16 protein-coding genes are annotated in these 18,959 nt (G+C 40.6%); 9 read left to right on the plus strand and 7 right to left on the minus strand.

Going from position 1 to position 18,959, the window contains the following annotated elements; translation table 11 throughout:
- The first annotated feature begins 78 nt into the window (after nucleotides 1–78).
- Entirely contained in the window at nucleotides 79–510 is a 432-nt protein-coding gene (gene mscL / locus AC25JC_RS13835; protein WP_078192339.1) for a large conductance mechanosensitive channel protein MscL, read from the plus strand.
- A 38-nt stretch (nucleotides 511–548) separates the two neighbouring features.
- Here mscL and AC25JC_RS13840 read toward each other — a convergent pair whose 3' ends face one another.
- The 3 genes from AC25JC_RS13840 to mutM form a co-directional block, all read right to left on the minus strand.
- Nucleotides 549–923 carry a hypothetical protein gene (locus AC25JC_RS13840; RefSeq protein WP_005007840.1) on the minus strand — a complete coding sequence of 125 codons (375 nt, stop codon included), beginning with the start codon at nucleotides 921–923 and terminating at the stop codon, nucleotides 549–551.
- Nucleotides 924–1,120: 197 nt separating this feature from the next.
- Nucleotides 1,121–1,399: a peptidylprolyl isomerase gene (locus tag AC25JC_RS13845; RefSeq protein ID WP_078192338.1), complete on the minus strand. Its 279-nt coding sequence runs from the start codon at nucleotides 1,397–1,399 to the stop codon at nucleotides 1,121–1,123.
- Nucleotides 1,396–2,250: a bifunctional DNA-formamidopyrimidine glycosylase/DNA-(apurinic or apyrimidinic site) lyase gene (gene mutM, locus AC25JC_RS13850; protein WP_486924257.1), complete on the minus strand. Its 855-nt coding sequence runs from the start codon at nucleotides 2,248–2,250 to the stop codon at nucleotides 1,396–1,398. The genes AC25JC_RS13845 and mutM overlap by 4 nt, the downstream gene beginning before the upstream one ends.
- Nucleotides 2,251–2,639: 389 nt before the next feature.
- Here mutM and AC25JC_RS13855 point away from each other — a divergent pair, with 389 nt between their 5' ends.
- The 4 genes from AC25JC_RS13855 to AC25JC_RS13870 all read left to right on the plus strand — a co-directional run bounded on the left by AC25JC_RS13855 (nucleotide 2,640) and on the right by AC25JC_RS13870 (nucleotide 8,201).
- Nucleotides 2,640–3,902 (plus strand): carbohydrate porin, encoded by a 1,263-nt coding sequence (locus AC25JC_RS13855; RefSeq protein ID WP_180078255.1) that lies wholly within the window; start codon nucleotides 2,640–2,642, stop codon nucleotides 3,900–3,902.
- A gap of 18 nt (nucleotides 3,903–3,920) precedes the next feature.
- Nucleotides 3,921–6,062 (plus strand): TonB-dependent receptor domain-containing protein, encoded by a 2,142-nt coding sequence (locus tag AC25JC_RS13860; protein WP_486924258.1) that lies wholly within the window; start codon nucleotides 3,921–3,923, stop codon nucleotides 6,060–6,062.
- Between the two features lie 12 nt (nucleotides 6,063–6,074).
- A complete protein-coding gene (locus tag AC25JC_RS13865; protein ID WP_180023120.1) occupies nucleotides 6,075–7,190 on the plus strand; it encodes an NADH:flavin oxidoreductase/NADH oxidase in 1,116 nt (371 codons plus the stop codon).
- Nucleotides 7,191–7,271: 81 nt separating this feature from the next.
- The gene (locus tag AC25JC_RS13870; protein WP_180027265.1) at nucleotides 7,272–8,201 is read left to right on the plus strand and encodes an AEC family transporter; all 930 of its coding nucleotides are present in this window, start codon (nucleotides 7,272–7,274) and stop codon (nucleotides 8,199–8,201) included.
- Between the two features lie 73 nt (nucleotides 8,202–8,274).
- Here AC25JC_RS13870 and AC25JC_RS13875 read toward each other — a convergent pair whose 3' ends face one another.
- Nucleotides 8,275–9,081, minus strand: coding sequence for a tetratricopeptide repeat protein (locus AC25JC_RS13875; RefSeq protein WP_249708265.1), 807 nt, complete (start codon nucleotides 9,079–9,081; stop codon nucleotides 8,275–8,277).
- A 249-nt stretch (nucleotides 9,082–9,330) separates the two neighbouring features.
- Between AC25JC_RS13875 and AC25JC_RS13880 the strand changes: the two genes are divergently transcribed.
- Entirely contained in the window at nucleotides 9,331–9,576 is a 246-nt protein-coding gene (locus AC25JC_RS13880) for a hypothetical protein (protein WP_078191141.1), read from the plus strand.
- Between the two features lie 208 nt (nucleotides 9,577–9,784).
- On the plus strand, nucleotides 9,785–10,969 hold the full coding sequence (locus AC25JC_RS13885) for a PQQ-dependent sugar dehydrogenase (RefSeq protein ID WP_486924259.1): 1,185 nt from the start codon (nucleotides 9,785–9,787) through the stop codon (nucleotides 10,967–10,969).
- Nucleotides 10,970–11,079: 110 nt separating this feature from the next.
- Here AC25JC_RS13885 and AC25JC_RS13890 read toward each other — a convergent pair whose 3' ends face one another.
- The 3 genes from AC25JC_RS13890 to AC25JC_RS13900 all read right to left on the minus strand — a co-directional run bounded on the left by AC25JC_RS13890 (nucleotide 11,080) and on the right by AC25JC_RS13900 (nucleotide 14,687).
- The gene (locus tag AC25JC_RS13890; protein WP_078191139.1) at nucleotides 11,080–11,601 is read right to left on the minus strand and encodes a hypothetical protein; all 522 of its coding nucleotides are present in this window, start codon (nucleotides 11,599–11,601) and stop codon (nucleotides 11,080–11,082) included.
- Nucleotides 11,602–11,738: 137 nt separating this feature from the next.
- Nucleotides 11,739–12,470, minus strand: coding sequence for a CAF17-like 4Fe-4S cluster assembly/insertion protein YgfZ (gene ygfZ / locus AC25JC_RS13895; RefSeq protein ID WP_486924260.1), 732 nt, complete (start codon nucleotides 12,468–12,470; stop codon nucleotides 11,739–11,741).
- A 117-nt stretch (nucleotides 12,471–12,587) separates the two neighbouring features.
- A complete protein-coding gene (locus tag AC25JC_RS13900; RefSeq protein WP_486924261.1) occupies nucleotides 12,588–14,687 on the minus strand; it encodes a multicopper oxidase family protein in 2,100 nt (699 codons plus the stop codon).
- 591 nt (nucleotides 14,688–15,278) lie between these two features.
- On the opposite strand from AC25JC_RS13900, the gene acnD reads away from it, so the two are divergent.
- Entirely contained in the window at nucleotides 15,279–17,897 is a 2,619-nt protein-coding gene (acnD, locus tag AC25JC_RS13905) for a Fe/S-dependent 2-methylisocitrate dehydratase AcnD (RefSeq protein WP_486924262.1), read from the plus strand.
- 77 nt (nucleotides 17,898–17,974) lie between these two features.
- Nucleotides 17,975–18,865, plus strand: coding sequence for an NACHT domain-containing protein (locus tag AC25JC_RS13910; RefSeq protein WP_486924263.1), 891 nt, complete (start codon nucleotides 17,975–17,977; stop codon nucleotides 18,863–18,865).
- Nucleotides 18,866–18,959: the final 94 nt, after the last annotated feature.

Raw genomic sequence — 18,959 nt, forward strand, 5'->3', positions numbered from 1 at the left:
ATTAGGTGGAAATAGTTATACAGATATAATGTATACTTCGTCACAAAATTAAAGCTGAAAAAAATTTCTGGAGATCACATGAGTATTATTCAAGAATTTAGAGAATTTGCCGTAAAAGGCAACGTGATGGACTTGGCTGTAGGTGTCATCATTGGTGGTGCTTTCGGTAAAATCATCGATTCAATGGTAAAAGACATTATCATGCCTTTTATTTCTTGGATCCTTGGTGGTGACGTTGATTATTCAAATTGGTTCTTAGTATTGGGCGATAACCCAAACAATTTAACCACGCTAAAAGCAGCACAGGATGCAGGCCTTAATGTTTTGGCTTACGGTAACTTCCTAACCATCTTAATCAACTTCTTGCTTTTGGCATGGGTCGTATTCTGGTTAGTGAAATTGATGAACAAATTGCGCCGTCAAAAAGTTGAAGAGCCAGCTCCAGAGGCGACTCCAGAAGATATCGAATTACTTCGTGAAATTCGTGATGAATTAAAACGTAAAGGTTAATCCTTTAGCAGTGAAAACGGCGCTTAAAGCGCCGTTTTTTATTGTGAATTTTGTTGAGGCGTCATTTTCATAAACTTAGGTTCTGATGTCGAAAAAACAATGCCATTTCGAATGCCTGTAAATACTTCATTTGCTTCTTCAGGTGATTCGGGTGCGCAGGCTTGTTGACCTAATATAAATAAGACTAAAGGGTGATTTTTGGATAATTTGCTAATTTGCTGTATCGCATCATACCATTTTGATTCATCGTTACGATTCCCATCTAAATCTAGTGCCAACTGGACTTCACCATGAGGGTTCATATCTTGATCATCATATAATGCTTGGATAAGTGCATGCTTTCGTTCACCTCGAATGATTGTAAAATCTGTTGTATCGACAGTGCCAAGACGAAAATAGTTGTAATAGCCCAATGGAATGTCCTTTATTTATTATTAAGTAGAATTGATTTAGTGCAATGTTATCTGGTTGCTATGATTTATATTATATGATTGAAAACCGCCAGCCAATGTTCTGAACGATTGAAAAAAATACTGGGATTATGTGCTTTAAGATGAAAAGCACATATTCGCGATATACTCGTTATAGCATGTTCAATGTGGGTGCTATGTTACATCCGAAACTTAATTTCTAATAAATGCCAGCCAAATTGGCTTTTGATCGGACCATGCAGTTCACGTTCGGGTAGGGTAAATACCGCCTTATCAATTGGACCAACCAGTTGGCCTTTTTTAATGTCGCCAAGCTCACCGCCTTTTTTACCCGAAGGGCATGTCGAATGCTGCTTTGCAATTTTGGCAAAGTCCGCACCGCCTTTGATTTTCTTTTTCAGTTGCTCACATAGTTCTTTATCTTTGACTAATATGTGGCGAACAATCGCAGACTTCATGCGTTATTTCCTTTCACGGTTTTCTTAGTCAGCATTTTAACCTTTTTTAAAGGCTGACACTCTGGGCAAAACACCGATGCACGTTGCCCTAGTTTGATATTGTGCAAGATGGTTTCACAGTTGATGCACATTTCACCGGCACGTCCGTAGGCGAGCAGAGTTTGTTGGAAATAACCATTTTCGCCCATCGCATTGGTGTAATCACGTAACGTCGAACCGCCTAAATCAATTGCCTGTTTTAAAATACGTTTGATTTCGATGACCATTTTTTCAACTTGTTCAAAACTCAAACTTGATGCAGGCTGCGCAGGGTGTATGCCTAAGTTAAATAAGCTTTCCGTTGCATAGATATTGCCGACACCAACCACAATATGATTGTCCATGATCGATACTTTGATACTGGTCTGCTTATTTTTAAATTTTTGGAATAAGTATTCAGCATTAAAGTCATCACTCAGCGGTTCAGGGCCAAGCGTGTCAATCAGTTTGCTTTGAGACGATGCATCTAACCATAAAATACAGCCAAAACGGCGTGGATCGTGATAGCGCAATTGCATATCTTCAAAATGAATTACCAGATGATCATGCTTGCGTAATGCTTCATCACCTTCACAAATCCGAAAACTGCCAGACATGCCCAAATGCCACAGCATGCTGTCCTGTTCAAATTCAGCCAAAATATATTTTGATCGACGGCTGAGCTGAAGCAGCTTTTGTCCGACGAGTTTTTGAATGTCGTCAGGAATTGGCCAACGCAGACTCGACTGAAAAACCTCAACTTTGAGAACCTTTTCATTCAATAATGGCAATAAACTGGTTTTAGTGGTTTCTACTTCTGGTAATTCAGGCATAAAGGTCGAAGCAATGGATCAGTCAAGTTATGCATACTATTGGGTCTAGCCCTACAGAATGCAAGTTTCATCACGGCCTAAGGGAGTGTATGAATAGGTTATTAATTATTAATTGTGAGAATAATAAACCAATAAGTCACGATGATGAGTTTAAGCAAGAGATCGGAATTTTAAAATTTAATTTTTCAAATATATAAGATACTGAAAAATAATCACTAAAAATATTGCATAACAATAGATTTATTTAGAATAAATTATTGATAAATTAAAGTTTTGTGAATGATAAAAATAATGCTGAGATAGAACGTGAAAAATTATGTAATTTTTGTGACATTAGATTTCAAGCCATGTGGCTTGTCTAGAGACTCTCTCCAGATTTAGGTTTTACCATGAAAAAATACAGTCTAGCTCTTCTACCTGCATTTGTTGCAGCAGCCATGACACATGTTCACGCCACAGAAGCATTCGACACTAAAGGTCAGTACATGCTCGGGGATTGGGATGGTAAACGTACCGAACTTGCACAACAAGGTGTGAAGTTTGAGGCCAATATTGCTGCTGATGCTGCCTATCTTGCCGATGGCGGTCGTAATCCGGGACATTCAGCAACGGTAGCCAGCCAATTGTGGTTAGGTACACAGCTTGATATGGAAAAACTCGCAGGTTGGGATGGCGTGACTGTGCGTGCTGTAATGACTGCTCGTCAAGGTCAAAGTACCTCAGTTCGTGATTTGCAAGGGGATGTTCCTCAATTGGCAAATGCACAAGCCAATTTTGGCCGTGGTAACCAAGACAGCCGCTTAACCGAGCTTTCGATTGAAAAGAATTTCAAAGAACAAGGCATTAGTGTAAAAGCAGGTCGTTTAGGTCTAGGTATGGACTTTAACGTGATGGCATGTGACTTTGCCAGCACCGCATTTTGTGCAGCGCAAATGGGTAAATGGCAAGGTTCTATGTGGATGAATACTCCAGTTTCACAATGGGGTGGACGTGTGAAATACCAAGCAACGCCAGAACTTGCGGCACAAGTCGGTGTTTACGAATTTAACCCTGACAATGGTAATGCCAAAGCAGAAGGTCAAGGTTGGAGTCTAGATACAGATCATGCTGATGGCGTAACTATTCCCGTAGAATTGGTTTGGACACCAAAATCATTTGTCAATGGTTTACCGGGGAGCTACCGCTTTGGTGCGATGTACAACACCGCAGATAATGTAAAAAATCAAAAAGACATTATTTCGGGTGAAGCTGAAGATCGTACCTTTGGTGGTTGGGTCGCGATTGAGCAACAGTTAACGTCTACTGGTGAAGGCAAACGTGGCTTGCATAGCTTTGCTAATTTTACTTGGCATGATCGTGTCACCACAAAAGTTGATAACTCACAGCAGCTGGGTTTGAAATACATTGGATTGGCCGATCGTTTACCAAACGATATGGTTGGCTTGGGCGTGAACCGTGTGCATGTCAATGATCGACTTTCTGCTGAGAAATTTGATGCAAGCGCAGAATATAATGTCGAGTTGAACTATAGCCATAACCCTACGAAATGGTTGATGATTCGCCCAAGTTTACAATATGTGATTAACCCAGGCTCAACAAATCGAGTTGATGATGCTTTCCTAATTGGTTTAAGCTCTAAGGTAATCTTCTAATGTTAAAATAGGTGCTCTATGCAAAGTAAATTTAACGTCACATCATTTAAGACACATTTACTTTGCCTGACGGCATGTATTAGCCAACAGTTGTATGCAGAAACAGGTTCTACGGAACCTGTTTTACTTCCTGAGATTACCATTGAAGCACCACGAACCAACACCACGTGGTTAAAAACACCTGCATCGGTATACCGTGTACAGCAAGCTGAAAATAATAACAATACAGGTGTGAATCTGTCTGAAACCTTAAAAGGTGTGCCCGGACTACAACTGAATAACCGTGAAAACTATGCACAAGACTTGCAACTGTCTATGCGAGGCTTTGGCGCACGTTCAACATTTGGTGTGCGTGGTATCCGTTTATATGTTGATGGAATCCCTGCGACCATGCCGGATGGTCAGGGACAGACATCAAATATCGATATGAGTAGCTTAAATCATATCGAGGTATTGGGTGGGCCATTTTCCTCTTTATACGGTAATTCTTCGGGTGGGGCAATCTTAACAACAACCAAGCAAGGTACTGGAAAAGACTCTATCGAACTCGGCTATTCGGGCGGCAGTCATCATAAAAGTCGTGCTGATATTGTGCTGCAAGGTGGCTCAGAACAGGCCAATGAACCTAGCTATGTCGTGAGTTCTTCTTATTTTGAAACCGATGGCTACCGTGATCATAGTGCTGCAAATAAGGTACTCAGCAATGCAAAACTGACGTGGGATTTGGATGATGGTTCCAAGGTCAATTGGATTGTGAATCATGTGGATATCAATGCCGATGACCCACAAGGTCTGAATCGGGAGCAATTGCGTCAAAATCCGAAACAAGTTAATGATGCCAATAATACTTATGATGTACGTAAGGAAATTAGCCAAACTCAAACTGGGTTGACGTGGAAAAAACCATTGAATGATCAGCATGAACTTAATGCAATGGTATATATGGGGCAACGTGATGTGGTGCAGTATCAGTCCATCCCCAAAAATCCACAAAATAATGCGCGCCATGCAGGTGGTGTGATTGATTTTAGCCGTGATTATTATGGAACAGATATTCGCTGGACAGGCAAAGACCTCTTGCAGAATACGCGTTTTACTGCAGGCCTTGCCTTTGATTATATGGATGAAGACCGTAAGGGCTATGAAAATTTTGATGCCAATGGAAATTTTGGCAAGAAAGGCAATATTCGTCGAAATGAAAATAACACCTTGTGGAATTTAGACCCCTATGTCCAAGCTTCGTGGAATTTTTTACCCAATTGGACTTTAGATACAGGGCTACGATATAGCAATGTTCATTATGAATCTGACGATAAATATGTCGTGGGTTTAAATAAGGATGACAGCAGTAAAACTGACTATGACAAAGTTTTACCTTCAGCAGCATTAAGTTGGAATATTGCGCCTCAACTGAATGCCTATGTCAGTTATGCCAAGGGTTTTGAAACACCCACCTTTACAGAAATGGCCTATTCTAAAGATGACGGCATGAATTTTGATTTAAAACCGGCCAGTAGCGATAACTACGAGCTTGGGCTTAAATCACAAAATGCATGGGGTAATTTCACGGCAGCGGTGTTCCAAAGCAAAACTCAAGATGACATCGTTTCTGCTGGGACAGAGGAAGGGCGTGCAACCTATAGAAATGCCGATAAAACCTTACGTGAAGGTGTTGAGCTTTCGTGGAATAAACAGCTATGGCGAGATTTAAGTGCGCAAGCAAGTTACAGTTATATCGATGCCACATTTGATGCTTTTGTTCCAGAAATACCGAATCCTACAGATCCAGCGAAACCTAAAGCGTCATCTATTAGATCGGGTGCGAAAATTCCGGGTATTGCCAAAAACCAAGCGTTTGCCGCACTGAATTGGCAGCCAGATATTGGCTTTAATGCCGGCCTAGATGTGCGCTATATGGATAAAGTCTATGTCGATGATGCCAACAGTGATGCTGCGTCGAGCTATACCGTGGTTTCTGCCAACGCAGGTTATGTATGGAAACAAGCAGATTGGAAAGTTAAAACCTATGTACGTGCAGATAATTTGTTTGATGAAAACTATGTCGGTTCAGTGATCGTCAATGATGGAAACGGACGCTTCTTTGAACCCGCAGATGGTTTGAATTGGAGTGCAGGATTAAGTGTGACCAAAGCCTTCTAAAAGGAGAGTGATGTGGCGTTGTTATTTCAACCAATTCAGTTTGGAACATTGGGGCTGAGTAATCGAATCGTGATTGCACCCATGTGTCAATATTCAGCCAATGAGCAAGGGGAGTTAAGCTATTGGCATGAGCAACAATGGGCGAATTATGCCTTGTCAGGTGCCGGACTTTGTATCGTCGAGGCAACAGCTGTACAGGCAGAGGGGCGCATTAGCTATGCAGACCTCGGCCTTTGGAATGATATGCAACGCGCACAGATGAAGGCACTATTGGCCAAGGTGAAATCACTTTCACCTATGCCTTTTGCAATACAGCTGGCACATGCGGGTCGTAAGGCATCGACAGATAAACCGTGGGCAGGACGTGGACAATTACCTCCAAATCATCCTCAAGGATGGCAAACTGTTTCAGCCAGTGATTTGCCCTTTAATGCCACAGATCATGCCCCCCATGCTTTAAGCCGAGATGAAATCCAGCAGATCATTCAAGACTTTGCCGATTCAGCAAAACGCGCGGTAGATGCAGGCTTTGACTTAATTGAGCTACATGCTGCACATGGTTATTTACTGCATCAATTTATGTCGCCATTGTCGAATCATCGTAGCGATGAATATGGTGGCAGTCTGGAAAATCGCATTCGGTTGACGCTTGAAGTGTTCCAAGCCATGAAAAATGCCGTTCCTGAAGATTATCCAATTGGGATACGTATTTCCGCAACCGACTGGATGGAATATACTGAAGCACCGAGTTGGGATCTAGACTCGGCTGTTGGCTTGTCAAAAGCGCTTGCACAACTAGGAACAGCCTATATTCATGTTTCTAGTGGCGGCTTAGATGTTGCGCAAAAAATTCAATTACAAGCCAGTTATCAAGTGCCTTTTGCTGAAGCCATAAAGCAAGCCGTTCAGGTTCCCGTAATTGCTGTGGGTTTAATTACCGAAGCAATGCAAGCCGAAGGCATCTTACAATATGGCATGGCAGATGCGATTGGTCTTGCTCGTGCAATTCAATATGACCCGCGTTGGCCATGGCATGCTGCTGCTGAACTCGGTGAAAACCTAAAAATTTCTCCGCAGTACTTACGCTGTCAGCCTCATGCACAAAGAAGTCAATTTACGGCTTTCTAATTATCAAAATTTATAGTGGTCCGATCTACACTCTCAGGTTGAGGGTGTGGATGGAAGAGTCTATTACACAGGATATTTTGTATGGTCTTTGAGGTGATTGGTCCAATCTTTTTTCTTTTGGCCTTGGGATATCTGTCTGTAAAATGCAGTTTATTGAGTAAAGAACAGGTCGGAACCATTGGTGCATTTGTGATTAAGATTGCACTGCCGGCTTTGTTTTTTCAGTCATTAGCTTCTAAAGATTTGCATCAAATTTGGTATCCCGGCTATTTCTTTGTTTATACCGGAGTCACGTTTTTACTGTATGGCATGGCCTATTGGCTATTGTCGACACATTTTAAAAATAATATGTCGCAAACAGCGGTACTGTCACTAGGCGCTGGCATGTCAAATACAGGTTTAATTGGCACTGCAGTGCTAAGCTTGTTGGTCGGTCAAAATGCGATGACCTATACCTCACTGATCGTCATTATTGAAAGTGTGCTACTGATTCCAACGGTGCTGGTCCTTGCACAATTAGGAAGTTCACAGCAAAAAGCCAATATTGGCGACATCATCAAAAATACCTTAATGACCCTGTTAAAAAATCCACTCTTTGCAGGGGTAATGCTAGGGATTGGGTTTGCAATTTTCCAAATTCGTTTGCCTCATCAAATCAATGATGTACTAGCGATGTTAGGTCAAACGGCTTCACCACTGGCACTGTTTGCAATTGGTGGAGGGATTGTCGGTATGAGCTTAAAGTATGTGAATGCTCAGAGCTTCTATTTGGTGATTTCAAGCAACTTGGTGATGCCTTTACTGACTTATTTAGGCTTACGTTATTTGACCGATGTCAGCCAAGAGATGTTATATGCAGGGACGATTATTGCCGCATTGCCGATGCCGACGATTTTTGCCATGCTTGGGCAAGTTTATGGCTTAAATGAAAAGACCTTAACGCCTTTGTTGATGAGTACCATCTTGGGATTTGTCGTAACAGGCGTATTAATCAGTTTGTGGTGGGCGTGATTTTGATCAGCTCAAGATTTGCTTAAACCCATGAAAAAAGCCCTGCATGTGCAGGGCTTTTTTTAATGCTCAATTAACTCTTTTTCGCATTGGCTTTTGGCGCTTTGGCTTGTTCAGCAATCATTTTATCCACGGTTGCCAAAGATTCTTTAGCTTGCGGAATATTTTCTTTGGCTAATGCACTAAATATTTTTTTAGCTTCAGGCAAATTTTGCGGGATGATATTGCCATTTACAAACATATTGCCCACTGCCATCAATGCAGGGACATAACCTTTTTTCGCTAACTCTTGAATGCTATTTAGACCTTGTTGAATAGGCTTTTCATTTTTAGCTTTAAAGCCAGCACTGATGTCATAAAGTGCTTTGGCATGAATCGCAGGGTAGTTGCCTTTTTTAATCAGCGGATCAAGTTTGCTGAGTGCCAATTTATCTGACTCAGGCTTATTTTCTGCAAAAAGTAAAATGGCATAGTCTATAGTGGCATCTTCAAAACCAGCCGAAGATGCACGTTCTAAATATTGTTTGGCCTTATTGGTATCTTGTTTTAAGCCCAGTGTGCCCGTTGCATAATTTTTACCTAAAACATAGTTTGCAACTGGGTAGCCTTTAGCTGCAGCCTGTTCATAGAGTTGGATGGCTTTTTTCTCATCCTTCGCTACGCCTTGACCTGTTTGAGTAAGATAGCCCAAATTATAAATGGCCTGAGCATTACCTTTTGCTGCAAGCTTGCTCAGTGTTTGGTAGGCGCCATTCATATCTTTGGCCTTGACCATAGCTTCCACTTTAGCAAATTCAGGATCGACGGTATCTGTTTTGGTTTCAGCAAAAGCCAATTGAGTGCTCATTGCTAAAATGCTTGCAAGTAAGATTTTTTTCATCTTGAAACCTTTTTTAAATCATACACATAATTCCGTTTATGTGTTTTGGTGGTTATTTTTGTCGGTTTTTACATCATAGGTAGATTTACGTAAATGTAAAGTGAGGAATTGTGATTTAAAGCGTTTTTATAAAATAATGTTGATTGCCCTTAGCGCTTTAAATGCCACGACTTTATTGCATCAAAAGCCTTTGCAAAAAAGCAGGACTCTGATTTAATCGCGCATTGTTATTTTCTCAGAGGCAGCGCGATGTTTATTAAAGGCATTAAACGCAATTACGATAAAATTAATGCAGATGAATCGATTGCAGATGAAGATAAAATTGATGCGCTTTTGATGAAACTGGGCGCAGAGTTTTTAGTCAGTAAAGAGGATCGTGTTTATATTTTCAAAAAAGGCGATTTGGAAGCTAAATTTGATGCCAAACATGCGCGCGCCTATCATTTTAAAGAATATGTATGCAAAGACATGAATAAGCTGTTTCATGGATTTTGATTAAAATCATGATTTAAAAACGAAGAAGTGAGGGGGAGTAAAGTTCCTCCTTATTTTTGTTTGTTGTGTACTGCAACAGCGTATGTGATTAAAAAAAACTTTAATTTTCAAAAGTATAATATTTTCTAAAAATATAAATTGAATAAAATAGATACAAGACATCTATGATGAATACAGATATACATGATTCATTGAGATGTATTTAAATATGATAAAAATAAGTGCCATCTTGATCCTTAGTTTCGTCTGTTCAATAACCAGTTGGGCTCAACAACCCAAGCTTGTTCCGCATCCAATCCATTTAAAAAATGGCAAGCAGTTTTCTTTAAATTTGCCTGCAAATTTCGAGATCATTCCTGCTGCTGAAGGTCTCAAACGGGTACGCTTTTTTGCGCAAGCGCCTGATCGCAGAATGTTTGTCACGGATATGCATGATCTAACAGATAATAAAAAAGGTACTGTGTATATATTGGATGATTGGAATGCTGACACAGGTAAATTTGGCAAAATCATTCCTTATCTGACCGGTTTGAGAAATCCAAATTCAGTTCAGTTTTATACCAATGCTCAAGGACAGGATTGGCTTTATTTGGCAGAAACGCACCAACTGACACGGCAAAAATTCAACAGAGGTGAAACTCAGCCTTCGGGTAAGGCTGAAGTTTTAGCGACATTTCCCGATTATGGTTTGAGTTATAAATACGGCGGTTGGCACCTGACTCGGACGATTGCTATTGGTGGGAATGGAAAAGTTTATGTGTCGGTTGGTTCGAGTTGTAATGCGTGTGTAGAAAAAGAAAAAGTACGAGCCTCCGTCATTGAGATGAATCCTGATGGTTCAGAGCAACGGATTTATGCGACAGGTTTGCGTAATGCAGTTGGATTAAAATGGATCGGTAGATTTCTATTTGCGACCAATCAAGGTTCTGATCATTTGGGACGTAAAAAGCCAGATGAAACTTTTTATGCGCTAAAACAGGATGTCGATTATGGTTGGCCCGCATGTTATTCATGGCTGGGCAAAGTCTTGGCGGACCCTAAATTTAAACGCGCATCTGGCTGTAAAAATGTTCCATCGGCCTATGCTTATTTCCCTTCGCATTCATCTGCATTGGGTTTTGATTATTTTGATGACCCTCATACTGATACCGCCATTAAAAATGCATTTTTAATGGCCTTGCATGGTTCTACGGACGAAGGCATTGGTCATGGCTATAAAATTGCAATTATGCGTAAAGGACAAAAACTTGAAACCTTTATGAATGGCTTTTTAGTCGGGAAAACGGTAAATGGGCGGCCTGCAGATATTTATAAGATCGATGAAAAATCTTTTTATTTTTCGGATGATCGGGCAGGGGTAATTTATTATGTGAGGGAAAAAATGAGTGATTAAAAAGCCAAAGTCTTTAGGCTTTGGCTTTGAGTGCTTAGGGATGGTCAGAAGATTTAGATGGTCAGTCAGACCAGATGTCAGAATTCTAGTTTATATACGGTCAAAAATGGCTAATCATAGCGTTTCAGTTCTAAGTCTTCATTCTTGAAATGGGCAATCGAAATATGATTATTTGCTGCAATATTCTTAAAGCGTAACCATAGAAAAAATTCAATAAGATTGATTCCAATTCCCCAAAAAGATGTATTTAAGAGGGTGAGTTGGGTGTCGTAAGCAACATGAAACTCGAAGCCTGTGCTACTGAAGCCAAAAGAGCTTTGCATAAAGAGAAAAAAGCCAGTTGTTACTTTTGGATAGTAAATGACTAAGGGTGTGATAATAATCGGGACAAGGCTTAAGCTGATCCAAAACAGTATTTTCAAGCCTAGAACATCTCTTTTCCAATATTTGATAGCGCCCATTAGCATGAAAAAGAGTTGGGCATACAGTACAAGAATAATAATCAAAACAAGTAGAGATAGCTGAATTGAAAGCAATTGATTGCCGAGTATGACCATGCCTAGAAGGGCAAAAATTCCGTAATAAAGGGCAATGATCTTGTGCTTTGGGTCTTGAAATTGTGTCTGATGCATCGTTATATAGTTTATTGTTAAAATTCGGAGTGCATTTTAGTTTAAAAATAGTCAAATTAACATGATGAATTTTAAAATTTAAAACTTAGATTTATTATAAAAGAAGATAGCTAAATGTAGCTATCTTCTGAGTTTATTTAAGCTGACTGCGGTCTCGCTACATCACTATTTAATGCTTCAGGCAATGCTAAAACAGTCACATCTAACTCTTCCAAAGCTTCTGGACGAGCAACAACCAATGCTACATAACCATTATCTACAGCCGCGCTATTGACCACTTGTACGCCTTTATTCAGCTGTTCGCCTTGTGCAGGCGCAGTTCCTGTGCCTTGAATTGCATGCAACCAAGCTTTTGGTTTAGCTTTAAACCATAAACGTGCAATCACTTCCTGACCCAAATAACAGCCTTTGTCATAGTGGACGCCTTCACGCTGATGTAGACGTAACTCTTGCGGTTGGAACACATGTTCAATGGCTTGGTCAATATAGGCCTGACCCGCTTGAATCGCTTGAATTTCCCATGCTGCAACATCCGTCGGTTCCGAAGTAAATGTCGTTTCATCACCGACTAAACTTGGAAAAACTGCACCAGTTTCTTCAAGTTTCATCTTAGAAAATGCACCAAATTTTTTAATATGTTTGGCAAATTCTTCGGCTTGATCTGCCGTAGTGACAATAGAAAAACTTTCAGCACTGTGTTTAGTGAGCCATAAACCAAAGTGAATACGGCCTTTGAGGTCGCAGATTGCGGTATAACGTGTTGCATTTTCTTCAAGGCGTTCAACATGCAAAGTCACTTGCCCTTGTAGAAATTTTTGTGCATCGACACCGTTGAGAGAAAAAGATGTGAATGCCATAGACGTTGTCATGACCAGCCTCAGTATAAATTTTAGATATCATTAATCATGTTATTTTGCAGCAAGCCGCAGTGTTAGGCAAACAAAAAGCCCATATTGATATGGGCTTTTGTACAGCAGAGATCTGTCTTAGTGATTGTGTGTAGGCATATCGCTTGCAGTCATATCCATAGTGGAATGATGCGAAGGCGGTTCACTATTACAATCATATTGATCGCCACAAATACGCACGGTTTCCATCATGCCTTGATCTTCATGGTCTAAAATATGGCAGTGCAGTACAAAGTCGCCTTCAAATTTTTCGTATTTACTGCGTACAAAGATTTTATAGCCCTGTTTGACGAAGAGCGTATCTTTCCAAACGCCTTTCATTCCATGATATTGCGAGTCAATATTTCCTGCACCATCTTTATCTGAGCTGCCGATCGCACTGACATCGACACCATTTTCATTCAATATTTTCACGACTTGGAATGGATTGACATGAATATGGAAGGGATGACTGGCAACATTACTGCTTAACTCCCACTCTTGAGTTTGCCCGATTGGAAGCTTGCGGACATAGCTATGGTGGGTATGGTCTTCATCATGGTAGGCATCGCCAAAGCTGATCAAGGTACCTTCTTCGGCATGACGAATACCAAATTTAAAGCTGCCATCTGTATTGAACAGAATGTCAAAGTTGGTGATTTGCTTCGCCATCGTTTTGAGCATTTCATCGACTTCAGCAGTCATTAAACTCGCATGAGAGATAAAGGCTGATAAATCACCCTGTTCGAGCTGTGCAATCACTTCTGGTGCCAGTTTTAGTTGGGTGGCCTGACTTTTTAAGAAGTTAAACGGCGTTTGCTGCGGTAGTTGAGTTGCTTGCACATTGACCCAACCGAGGAGCTGTGTATTGAGTTTTTCTTCTGGTGCGCGACGAAGTAATGGACTTGATTCAGGCGCATTAATTTCATCTTCCAGATTCAGCTTGGCATCGTATACACAGTATTTATTGGTGGTCGGGAAGGCGAGCATGGCATCAAAGCGATAACCTGGTTGAAAAATTTCAATCCCGTGCTTTTGGATTTTGCCCATGGTCAAGCCGTCTTGTGCAAGGGTATATAACGGTAATGTTTTCAGCGTTTTAAACTGTGAAGACATCGACTTACTTTGATATTTTTGACATTCGCTCAGGGTTTGCTCTGCGGTAAAGAGCGCAGAATCAGGCAGTTCTTTGATGGTCAAAGCAATGGTGTCACGGATACCACCGTGAATCATGCGCCAGCGGTGGTATTGGTTCTGATCCACCTTAATTTCACCAAACATTTTGCCATTAATACTGGTAAAACGATTTTCATCCGCCCATGAGGTTGGTATATCGAGTTTTGAATAATCTTCTAAGCTATAGATGCAGGGTGTACCATTCACTTGGCTTAAATTGCTGTCGCAATCTTCATTGTATTGAATCTGCTGGAATAGCATGATTTTTTCATGGTCATACTGCTGGGTTTTTTGATTTTTCCATAAGATGTCCAAATCTCCAGTCTGCTGAATTTGCCCCTGACGAATGACAGGTTTCCGCTCTCCCTCAATAATCAAAGGGCCAGCCATGCCACTTGAGACCTGAATCGCGGTTGAACCATGCACATGCGAGTGATACCAAAATGTTCCCGCAGGATGATTCGGTTCGATCTTAAATTCGTAATGAAAATCTTGCTGAGGTTTTAAGCTCAAAAATACGTTGTCACTATTTCCTTGCGGGCTAACCCAAAGACCATGTGTATGTAAATTTGTGGTGTTAAAACAGTTCCCTTGGTTAATATTGGTCACTGGACTTGGACAGGTCTCCGTCGATTCAACAGGGAGATGATTGACCAGATGAATTTTTAAATTGTCACCTTGTTTCGCACGAATTTGTGGGCCAACCAACACATCCGAAACACTGCCATCGCTATTTTTCGAGTTCCAGAGTTCAGGTTTAGTCAGATAGCCTCTGACCTGTAATAGGTCATTTTCACCCGTTTCAGGGTCGTATAAGGCTTGGCGTTTATACGCTATCAGTAGTTCATGTTGACCTTGTGCATTGGCTTTCAAACGTGGTGGATTCGAGACGACAGTCGGTGAGTCTACTTCCTCTTCTTGAATCGTCGAATCCGTTGTCGATTGGTCGTTGTCGCCACAGGCAATGAAGCTGAGACAGCTTAAGAGGCAGCCAGCCCCAATGATGGTTTTAAATTTTGTCATGATCTTTCCCCAAAGCATAATGACGGTAGAACAGTAGTCGCTGATTTATTTAGCTAAGATTTTGTAAATATTGTGATTATTTTGGCGAGTACAGCGAATTACTGTGCTTGTATGTCGTGCTTTTATTATCTGAGAGAGGGGTGATTCGACGCTATCCCTGCAAATAGGGATAAATTGAGAATTAAGATAAAATAAATAATAAAACCGTGTTTTGATTCACATTATGACTTTGAGGCGCAATGAGCTAATAAAATAATTTAATACCTTGATTATTAAATACTAAAATTGATAAGACTGATTTTTAACCAAATTGGTTGATATTTAGATTAAATATTATGCAGTGCAATTTTCCTTAGACTAAAGAATGAGGCGAATTTGCAGCTATTTTTCAAAAAAATTCATATTTAGAGCGAATATTCCAAAGTTAGTGTAACTAAATATTTCAAAAACCCCTGTTTTTATACTTAACTCTATGAAATATATGAGATTTGGGAAATGGGTTTTCGGCAGTGTAGTATGCCTATCGAACAAAGATGAATTGTCTATGAAAAAGACAACGCAAAAAAATGAAAGACCGAGGGCAGGAACGCTATGAACAACAACTACCGTAAACCGCTGCAAGGCACCCAGCTAGAATACTTCGATGTACGCCAAGCCGTAGAAGATATTCAGCCAGGCGCATACGCAAAACTCCCATATACATCTAAAGTCCTTGCAGAGCAGTTGGTTCGTAAATGCGACCCTGCAATCTTAGAACAGTCTTTAAAAGAACTGATTAACCGTAAACAAGACCACGATTTCCCTTGGTACCCTGCACGTGTGGTGTGCCATGACATCTTAGGTCAAACCGCATTGGTTGACCTTGCAGGCTTGCGTGATGCGATTGCTGACCAAGGTGGCGACCCGTCAAAAGTCAATCCTGTTGTTCCAACGCAGCTGATTGTTGACCATTCTCTAGCTGTAGAGTTTGGCGGTTTTGACCCAGACGCATTTGAGAAAAACCGCGCGATCGAAGACCGTCGTAACGAAGACCGTTTCCATTTCATTGAATGGACCAAAACAGCCTTTGAAAATGTCGATGTGATCCCTGCGGGCAACGGCATCATGCATCAAATCAACTTGGAGAAAATGTCTCCAGTGATTCAAAACCGTGATGGTTTAGCTTTCCCTGATACTTGCGTGGGTACAGACTCACATACGCCGCATACTGATGCATTGGGTGTGATTTCTGTCGGTGTCGGCGGTCTAGAAGCTGAAAACGTGATGCTCGGCCGTGCATCTTGGATGCGTCTACCAGATATTATTGGTGTAGAGCTTGTCGGTCAGCGTAAAGCAGGCATCACCGCAACTGACATCGTATTGGCTTTAACTGAATTCTTGCGTAAAGAACGTGTGGTTGGTGCGTACCTTGAGTTCTTCGGTGAAGGTGCAGACAGTATGTCTGTAGGCGACCGTGCAACGATCTCGAATATGACCCCTGAATATGGCGCAACGGCTGCGATGTTCTACATTGACCAAAACACCATTGATTACCTGACTTTGACAGGCCGTGAAGCGGATCAAGTGAAATTGGTTGAAACCTATGCCAAAGAAATTGGTCTTTGGGCGTCGGATATGACAGCGGCAGAATACCCGCGTGTACTACGTTTTGATTTATCACAAGTCACTCGTAATATTGCAGGTCCATCGAATCCACATGCACGTGTATCAACCGCTGATTTAAAAGCGAAAGGCATTGCAGGTAACTTAGAAGCGGCTAAAGCTCAGGAAGCTGAAGGTTTAATGCCTGATGGCGCAATCATCATTGCAGCAATCACCTCATGTACAAACACTTCTAACCCCCGTAATACCGTTGCGGCAGGTTTGTTGGCACGTAAAGCAAATGAATTAGGTTTAGTGCGTAAACCTTGGGTGAAATCATCATTTGCACCGGGTTCTAAAGCTGCGGCTTTATACCTAGAAGAAGCAGGTGTACTCGGTGATTTAGAAAAGCTGGGTTTTGGTATCGTGGCATATGCATGTACCACGTGTAATGGTATGTCAGGTGCTTTAGATCCAAAAATTCAACAAGAAATTATTGATCGTGATTTGTACGCAACTGCGGTACTTTCAGGTAACCGTAACTTTGACGGCCGTATCCATCCTTATGCAAAACAAGCGTTCTTGGCTTCGCCTCCGCTGGTTGTGGCGTATGCGATTGCAGGGACGATTCGTTTTGATATCGAAACCGATTCATTGGGTAATGACAAAGATGGCAATCCAATTTACTTAAAAGACATTTGGCCGTCTGATGCTGAAATTGATGCATTGGTGAAAAAAGCGGTGAAGCCTGAACAGTTTAAGAAAGTGTATATCCCAATGTTTGACTTGGGTGAGCGTGAAAAAGCGGCAAGCCCACTATACGACTGGCGTCCGCAAAGTACTTATATCCGCCGTCCACCGTACTGGGAAGGCGCGTTGGCTGCACCGCGTACTTTAGCCAATATGCGTCCGCTTGCGATCTTGGGCGATAACATCACTACAGACCATTTATCACCATCAAATGCAATCATCATGGATTCGGCAGCCGGTGAGTATCTGGCGAAAATGGGCTTGCCTGAGGAAGATTTCAACTCTTATGCAACGCATCGCGGTGACCATTTAACAGCGCAACGTGCGACTTTGGCGAATCCTAAACTGTTTAATGAAATGGTGGTACGTTCTGACGGTACCATCAAGCAGGGTTCGAAAGCGCGTGTAGAGCCTGAAGGCGAAGTGATGCGTATGTGGGAAGCGATTGAAACTTATATGAATCGTAAGCAGCCACTGATCATCATTGCAGGTAAGGACTACGGTCAAGGTTCGAGCCGTGACTGGGCTGCCAAAGGTGTGCGCCTTGCAGGTGTAGAAGTGATTGTGGCAGAAGGTTTTGAGCGTATTCACCGTACTAACTTGGTGGGTATGGGTGTGTTACCGCTTGAGTTTAAAGCAGGGACAGACCGTAAAACTTTGAAGCTGGATGGTACTGAGCTGTATAGCGTGATTGGTAATATTGCACCGCGTTCTGACCTGACTTTGGTGGTTGAGCGTTCAACTGCTGATGGTAAAAATGAAATCATTAAAGTGCCTGTGACTTGCCGTTTGGATACCGAAGAAGAAGTGCATGTGTATGAAGCGGGTGGTGTTTTGCAGCGCTTTGCACAGGACTTTTTGGAAGGGAATGTGGCTTGATGATTTAAGCTAAAAGTAATTGATATTGTTGTAAAAAGACCCTACATTTATGTGGGGTTTTTTATTTGAGAATATAAATGATAGATGAAACATTGAGTACTTTAGTCTCTGAATTAATAAGACAGTTTACTTTACCAGTGTATTCTGGAATAAAAAATCTTAAGACAGATGCAAGTAACAAGATTCGCGTTACTTTAGGTTCTTGTTTTACGGATTACTTACTAAGAAATTATGAAAGGTATTCTAAAACGAAAACTCTTTTATATAGAGAAATGCCTGTAAAATTAAAAGATTTTTATGTTAGAACTGATTTGAGAATTAACTCACAAATTATAGATGAAAATAAATTTATTGATGAAATAGAAAAAAATAAAAGAATAGTTGTATTAGGTAGCGCAGGTTGTGGTAAGTCTACTTTTTGTAAGAGTATATTTGTTGAACTAGTCGAAAGGTCGAAAGGAATTTTCCCAATATTTATTGAATTACGGCATTTGAATAGTTTGTCAGATAAATCTTTATATAGTTATATATTGAACTCTATGATTTCGATAAATTCATCTTTTAATAAGGAACAATTAGATTACGCATTAAAGCTAGGGAAGATATTGCTGATTCTTGATGGTTTTGATGAGGTAAATATTGAATATAGAGATAAATTAGAACAAGAAATATTATATTTATCTAATAATTATCACGAAATAAGAATATTGATTTCAAGCAGAAATAATGAAAGATTTTCCTCTTGGGATGAATTTTTTCAATATAAAATTGAACCACTAGATAAAAATAAAGCTTTATCTCTTATTAATAAACTTGATTATGATAGAGTAGTAAAAAATGCATTTATAGATATATTAGATAAAAAATTATATCAGTCACATCATAGTTTTTCTTCAAATCCACTATTACTAACTATGATGTTGCTGACTTATGATCAAATAGCTGAAATTCCAAATAAATTACATTAGACTTCTTTCATAATTCATTTTTTGCTCAGCTCTAAATTATAGATTCCCGCAATTAAATTGAATCTTAAGCCCAGTCTTTTTCCTCGATTACGAT

Source organism: Acinetobacter sp. P37, from assembly GCF_057480965.1.